This window comes from Micromonospora sp. ATA51 (assembly GCF_016802855.1).
GTDB classification, from domain to species: domain Bacteria; phylum Actinomycetota; class Actinomycetes; order Mycobacteriales; family Micromonosporaceae; genus Micromonospora; species Micromonospora sicca.
Genome location: NZ_JAEVHJ010000379.1, coordinates 1 through 5,787 on the forward strand (window position 1 = coordinate 1; position 5,787 = coordinate 5,787).

At 73.7% G+C, this 5,787-nt stretch carries 9 protein-coding genes; 4 read left to right on the forward strand and 5 right to left on the reverse strand.

Annotated elements, in window-relative coordinates:
• From JNW87_RS33590 to JNW87_RS33605, 4 genes are all read left to right on the forward strand, one after another.
• The coding region (locus JNW87_RS33590) for a proline--tRNA ligase (protein ID WP_238455066.1) at nt 1-1,596 on the forward strand (1,596 nt) is incomplete at its 5' end.
• 55 nt (nt 1,597-1,651) lie between these two features.
• The gene (locus tag JNW87_RS33595; RefSeq protein ID WP_109801602.1) at nt 1,652-2,071 is read left to right on the forward strand and encodes a CBS domain-containing protein; all 420 of its coding nucleotides are present in this window, start codon (nt 1,652-1,654) and stop codon (nt 2,069-2,071) included.
• 66 nt (nt 2,072-2,137) lie between these two features.
• Nucleotides 2,138-2,563, forward strand: coding sequence for a SufE family protein (locus JNW87_RS33600; RefSeq protein ID WP_109801601.1), 426 nt, complete (start codon nt 2,138-2,140; stop codon nt 2,561-2,563).
• 20 nt (nt 2,564-2,583) lie between these two features.
• Nucleotides 2,584-3,216 (forward strand): DsbA family protein, encoded by a 633-nt coding sequence (locus tag JNW87_RS33605; protein ID WP_109801600.1) that lies wholly within the window; start codon nt 2,584-2,586, stop codon nt 3,214-3,216.
• 88 nt (nt 3,217-3,304) lie between these two features.
• Here JNW87_RS33605 and JNW87_RS33610 read toward each other — a convergent pair whose 3' ends face one another.
• The 5 genes from JNW87_RS33610 to JNW87_RS33630 form a co-directional block, all read right to left on the reverse strand.
• The gene (locus JNW87_RS33610; RefSeq protein WP_109801599.1) at nt 3,305-3,853 is read right to left on the reverse strand and encodes a YbaK/EbsC family protein; all 549 of its coding nucleotides are present in this window, start codon (nt 3,851-3,853) and stop codon (nt 3,305-3,307) included.
• A 68-nt stretch (nt 3,854-3,921) separates the two neighbouring features.
• A complete protein-coding gene (locus tag JNW87_RS33615; RefSeq protein ID WP_109801598.1) occupies nt 3,922-4,116 on the reverse strand; it encodes a hypothetical protein in 195 nt (64 codons plus the stop codon).
• 37 nt (nt 4,117-4,153) lie between these two features.
• Nucleotides 4,154-4,807, reverse strand: coding sequence for an SDR family oxidoreductase (locus JNW87_RS33620; protein ID WP_238455067.1), 654 nt, complete (start codon nt 4,805-4,807; stop codon nt 4,154-4,156).
• Entirely contained in the window at nt 4,777-4,935 is a 159-nt protein-coding gene (locus tag JNW87_RS33625; protein WP_238455068.1) for a hypothetical protein, read from the reverse strand. Before JNW87_RS33625 ends, JNW87_RS33620 begins: the two co-directional genes overlap by 31 nt.
• Before the next feature lie 15 nt (nt 4,936-4,950).
• Nucleotides 4,951-5,619, reverse strand: coding sequence for a hypothetical protein (locus JNW87_RS33630; RefSeq protein ID WP_238455069.1), 669 nt, complete (start codon nt 5,617-5,619; stop codon nt 4,951-4,953).
• Nucleotides 5,620-5,787 lie beyond the last annotated feature (168 nt).

The window sequence follows — 5,787 nt, forward strand, 5'->3', positions numbered from 1 at the left end:
GTCCGCTCGGAGATGACCGCGATCGGTGACCAGGAGGTGCACTTCCCGGCACTGCTGCCGGCGGAGCCGTACCGGACCAGCGGGCGGTGGGCGGAGTACGGCGACGACATCTTCACCCTCGCCGACCGGAAGGGCGCGGAGCACCTGCTCGCCCCGACGCACGAGGAGCTGGCCGCGCTGCTGGTCAAGGACCTCTTCTCGTCGTACCGCGACTTCCCGGTGACGCTGTTCCAGATCCAGACGAAGTTCCGGGACGAGGCCCGGCCGCGGGCCGGCCTGCTGCGCGGGCGCGAGTTCCTGATGAAGGACGCGTACTCGTTCGACCTGGACGAGGCGGGTCTGCAAGCGGCGTACGACCGGCACCGCGACGCGTACCGAAGGGTCTTCGACCGGCTCGGGCTGGACTACACGGTGGTGCACGCGATGTCCGGGGCGATGGGCGGCTCGGCGTCGGAGGAGTTCCTGGCCGCCACACCCGTCGGCGAGGACACCTTCGTCGGCTGCACGGCCTGCGACTACGCCGCCAACACCGAGGCGGTGGTGACCCGCGCCCCGGCGACCGGTGACCCGGACGCGCACCCGGCGCTGGAGGTGCACGACACCCCGGAGACCCCGACGATCGCCTCGCTGGTCGAGCTGGCGAACGCGCGCGGCCTCGGCGGGCGGCGCGCCTGGACCGCCGCGGACACCCTGAAGAACGTGGTGCTGACCGTGCGCCGGCCCGGCACCGAGGAGTCCGAGCTGCTGGTGATCGGGCTGCCCGGCGACCGGGAGGTGGACCTCAAGCGGGTCGAGGCGGCGCTGCATCCGGCCACGGTCGCGGTCTTCGACGACTGGGCGGCCCACCCCGAGCTGGTCCGCGGCTACATCGGGCCGCAGATCCTGGAGAAGCTCGGCGTCCGCTACCTGGTCGACCCCCGCGTGGTCACCGGCACCACCTGGCTGACCGGGGCGAACGAGCCGGGCCGGCACGCGGTCGACGTGGTCTGCGGTCGGGACTTCACCCCGGCGGGCACGATCGAGGCGGCCGAGGTGCGCGCGGGCGACGCCTGCCCGGCGTGCGAGGTCGGCGAGCTGACCATCCGCCGGGGCATCGAGATCGGGCACATCTTCCAGCTCGGCCGGCGGTTCACCGACGCGTTCGCCGTCGACGTGCTCGGGCCGGCGGGCAAGCCGGTCCGGCCGACCATGGGCTGCTACGGCATCGGGGTGTCCCGGGCGGTGGCGGCGGTCGCCGAGCAGCACCACGACGAGCGGGGTCTGGTGTGGCCCGCCGCGGTCGCGCCGTGCGACGTACACCTGGTGGCGGCCGGGAAGGGGCCGCAGCTCGACGCGGCACTCGACCTCGGCGGACGCCTGGCCGCCGCCGGCCTGCGGGTGCTGGTCGACGACCGGACGCACGTCTCGGCCGGGGTGAAGTTCACCGACGCCGAGCTGATCGGCATCCCGCGCGCCGTCGTGGTCGGCCGCCGGCTCGCCGACGGGTACGTCGAGCTGCGCGACCGGGCCGCCGGCGAGCGGGTCGAGCTGCCGCTGGACGGTCTGGTCGAGCGGCTCGTCGTCGAGGTGCGCGCGGCGCGCCGCGACGGGGTGTAGCGGACGCGCCACCGGGTACCGCTGCGGGATCGACCGAGGTTTGCGGAGGGCTCTCATGTACCGGGTCAGCGACGTGATGACGAAGCAGGTGGTCTACCTCCCGGCGGAGACCATGCTGGACGAGGCGGCCAGGGTGATGAAGGAGGCGGACATCGGCGACGTGGTGGTCACCGACGGGGCCACCCTCGCCGGCATGCTGACCGACCGGGACATCGTGGTGCGGGCGGTGGCCGAACGCGCCGACCCGGGGACCACCACCATCGGCTCGATCATCACCCGCGAGGTGGTGATGATCGAGCAGCACTCCACCGCGAGCGAGGCGGCCGCGCTGATGCGCGAGCGCAACATCCGGCGGGTGCTGGTCTGCGACAACGACCGCAAGCTGGTCGGCATCGTCTCGCTGGGCGACCTGGCCATGCAGCTCGACCCGAACTCCGCCCTCAGCGACATCAGCGAGGCCGCCCCGAACATGTGACCCGGTCGACGCGGCGCCCTCCGCCGACCCGGGTGGGCGCCGCGGCGACGGCGGTAGCCTGACGGGATGCCCGAGATGCCGACCAAGCTGGCCGAGATCGTCGACGAGTTCGCCGCCGCGCCCCGCGACCTGGTCCTGGAGATGCTGCTCGAGTACGCCGACGTCATCCCGCCCCTGCCCGCGGAGATCGACCGGGCGGGCATGGAGCAGGTCCCCGAGTGCCAGACGGCGTTCTTCCTGCGCGCCCAGGTCCAGCCGGACGGGACGGTGCTCACCTGGTTCGACTGCCCGCCGGAGGCGCCGACCACCCGCGCCTTCGCCGGCATCCTCGCCGAGGGGCTGGCCGGGGCGAACGCCGAGCAGGTGCTGGCCGTGCCGGACGACCTCTACCAGCGGATGGGGCTGGCCCAGGCGATCAGCCCGCTGCGGGTGCGCGGCGGGACCGCGATCCTGGCCCGGCTCAAGCGCCAGGTCCGGGAACAAGCCGGCTGAGCTGGGCGTTCACCCCGTTCATGGAGATCGAAATCTACGCCGACGTGGTCTGCCCCTGGTGCTGGATCGGCAAGCGCCGGCTGGAGCAGGCCCTCGAGTCGTACGACGGTGAGGTGACCGTCCGGTACCGGCCGTTCCAGCTGGACCCGACGCCGGTCACCGAGCCGAAGCCGCTGGTCGAGGCGATGGGCGCGAAGTTCGGCGGCCGGGAGCGGGCCGAGGCGATGTTCGCCCAGGTGTCGCAGGTCGCGGCCGGCGTCGGCCTGGACATGCGCTTCGACCGGGCGGTGCACTCCAACACCTTCGAGGCGCACCGGCTGATCCGGTTCGCCACCGAGCGCGGTCGCGCGGCCGAGATGATCGACGCGCTCTACCGGGCGCACTTCACCGACGGGATCGACGTCGGTTCGAAGGACGCGCTGGTCAAGCTCGCCGCCGAGGTCGGCCTGGACGAGGCCGAGACCCGGGAGTACCTGGACTCGAACGTCGGCCGGCGCGAGGTCGCCGCCGACCTGGCCGCCGCCCACCAGCTCGGGGTGACCAGCGTGCCGACCTTCGTGCTGGCCGGGAAGTACGCCGTCACCGGCGCGCAGGAGCCGGAGACGCTGCTCGCCGCCCTCCGCGAGGTCGACCAGCGGGAGTCGGCGGCCTGACGACGTGGACATCCGGTGTCGACCGACACCGGACGTTCATCGATGATCGTGATGTTTCACGTGCAACCGCATCGACGCCCGCGATGATCTAGGCCGGCCTGGCCAGCCCGTCCACCACCGTCGCCCCCGGCAACGCGCCGAGCGCCGGCCCGGGCAGCGCGATCTTGCTGTGCCGTACGCCGGACCCGATGATCACGTGCGGGGTGGCGATCACCCGCGAGTCGACCAGGATCGGCCACTGCTCCGGCAGGCCGATCGGCGTGATGCCGCCGTACTCCATGCCGGTCAGCTCCACCGCGTCGGCCATCGGCGCGAAGCTGGCCTTGCGCACGTTCAGCGTCCGGCGGACCACCCCGTTCACGTCGGCCCGGGTGGTGGCGAGCACGATGCAGGCGGCGTACCGGATCTCGCCCTCCCGCTTGCCGGCGATCACCACACAGTTGGCCGACACGTCGAGCCCCACCTCGTACGCCGCGCAGAACGCGGCCGTGTCGGCCAGTTCGGCGTCGATCGGCGCGACCAGCACGTCGTCCACGTCGACCGGTGCCTCGGCCGGCCACCGCTCGATCGCGGCGGCCACCGGCGGTGCCAGCAGGTCCAGCCGGGCGCGGGCCGGCTCGGTCTTCAGCGTCCCCATCACGGATGCGATCCTCGCACCCGCGCCCCGGTTGCGCTCGGTGGACCCTGCCCGCGGCTCGGCCGAGGTCAGCTGCCGGTGAGGAAGGCGTTCTCGCGGGCGAAGGTCCGGTCCTGGAACGAGGCGAGCTCCTCCGCCCGGGCCGCCTGGATGCGGTGCGCTTCGACGTCCTCGATCCCGTGCCGGACACCCAGCCGGATCACGCCGTAGAGGAAGACGAAACCGAACACGTAGAGGATCACCGTGGTGACGAAAACGAGCATGCGGCCACGCTAAAGCGAAGGTGAATCGCCGACGCTTTCATCTCCGCCCGGTTCCCCCGTACGTGTCAGCGAGATGATCCGCCCAGGTCCGGGTGCCGGTCGGGGTCGCTGCGGTGGTCAGCCCGCCGGACCGCAGCGCCCGGCCCAGCCGCCCCGGAATCCGTACCGGCAGCAGCGGCCGGCGGGAGTTCCGGGCCGCCCGCCAGGCGCGTGCCGCCTCGTCGAACCGGAGCACCTGCGGCCCGGCGAACTCCTCGACCGCGTACGACGGACCGGCCGCGAGCCGCGCGGCGAGCCGGGCCGCCACCTCGCCCGGGTCGACCGGCTGGGCGAGCACCGCCCGGTCCCCGATCGTCGGGTCGAACCGGCTGGCGGACGGCAGCAGCTCGTCCAGGAACTCCGCGAACTGGGTCGCCCGCAGGATGCTCCACGGCACCGCACCGGCCCGGACCACCTCCTCCGCGGCCAGCTTGTGGCGGTAGTAGCCGAATGGCACCCGGTCGATCCCCACGATCGAGACGTGCACCAGATGCCGTACGCCGGCGGACCCGGTCGCGACGACCAGTCGCCGGGTGCCGAGCACGTCGACGTCGTGGGTACGACCACCGCCCGGCGCGGAGGCCAGATGCAGCACCGCCTCGACGCCGCCGACCGCCCCGGTCAGCCCCTCCCCGGTCGCGAGGTCCGCCACCACCCACTCCACCCGGGGGTCGTCGCGCCGTGCCGGCTCATCGCCCGCACCGCGAAACCCTCGCCGAGCAGCGTCGGCAGCACCACCCGCCCGAGCCGGCCGCTCGCCCCGGTGACCAGAACCCTCATGAACCGCCCCCTGTCTCACCCGGACTGACGAGCCGGCATCCCCATTCGTGACGGCACCACCACCCGGCCCGCGAGCAGCACGCCGAGCAGCCCGCAGCCGGCCGCCACCGCGAGCGTCGCCGCGTACCCGGCCGGACCGGGCGCCGGGCCGACAGCCAGCACCGCGCCGGTCAGCGCCAGCACGGTGGCGGCGAACAACGAGTCGCCCAATTGCAGCGAGGAGCTGTTCCGGCCCTGCTCACCCGAGGCGGAGAGGGCCAGGGTGAGCACCGACAGGGACGGGTAGAGCAACCCCATCCCGAGCCCGGCCGTGGCCCAGCCGAGCACCGCGAACGGCACCGGCACGGCCGGCACGACGGTCAGCGCCACGACGGCCGTACCGGCGGTGACGCAGCCCAGCCCGGCCCGGGGCAGCGTGGCGGCGGAGCGCGGAGTACGCAACCGCCCCTGGAGCCAGGAGCCGGCCGACCAGGAGACCGCGCCCACGGTGAGCACCAGACCCGCCGCGGTCGGGGCGAACCCGCGCTCCCGGGAGAGCATCAACGGGATCACCACCTCCGCCCCGGCGAACGCCGCCGAGGCGAGGCCACGCAGCCCGATCACCGTCGGCAGCCCCCGCCGGGCCCGCAGGAAACCCGCCGGCAGCAGCCGCGGCGCGCAGCCGAGCAACCCGACCAGGGCCACCCCACCAGGCCGACCGCGAGCGCGCCGCGCTGCTCCCCGTAGTGCAGCAGTGCGGCGCTCGCCCCCGCCCCGCAGGGTGTGGGCGATGCGTTCCTTTCGGCTGCTGACGGGGCGGGGCTACGCGCTCGGCAACACCCTTGGCGCCGGACCCAGCGAGCCGTGACGGCG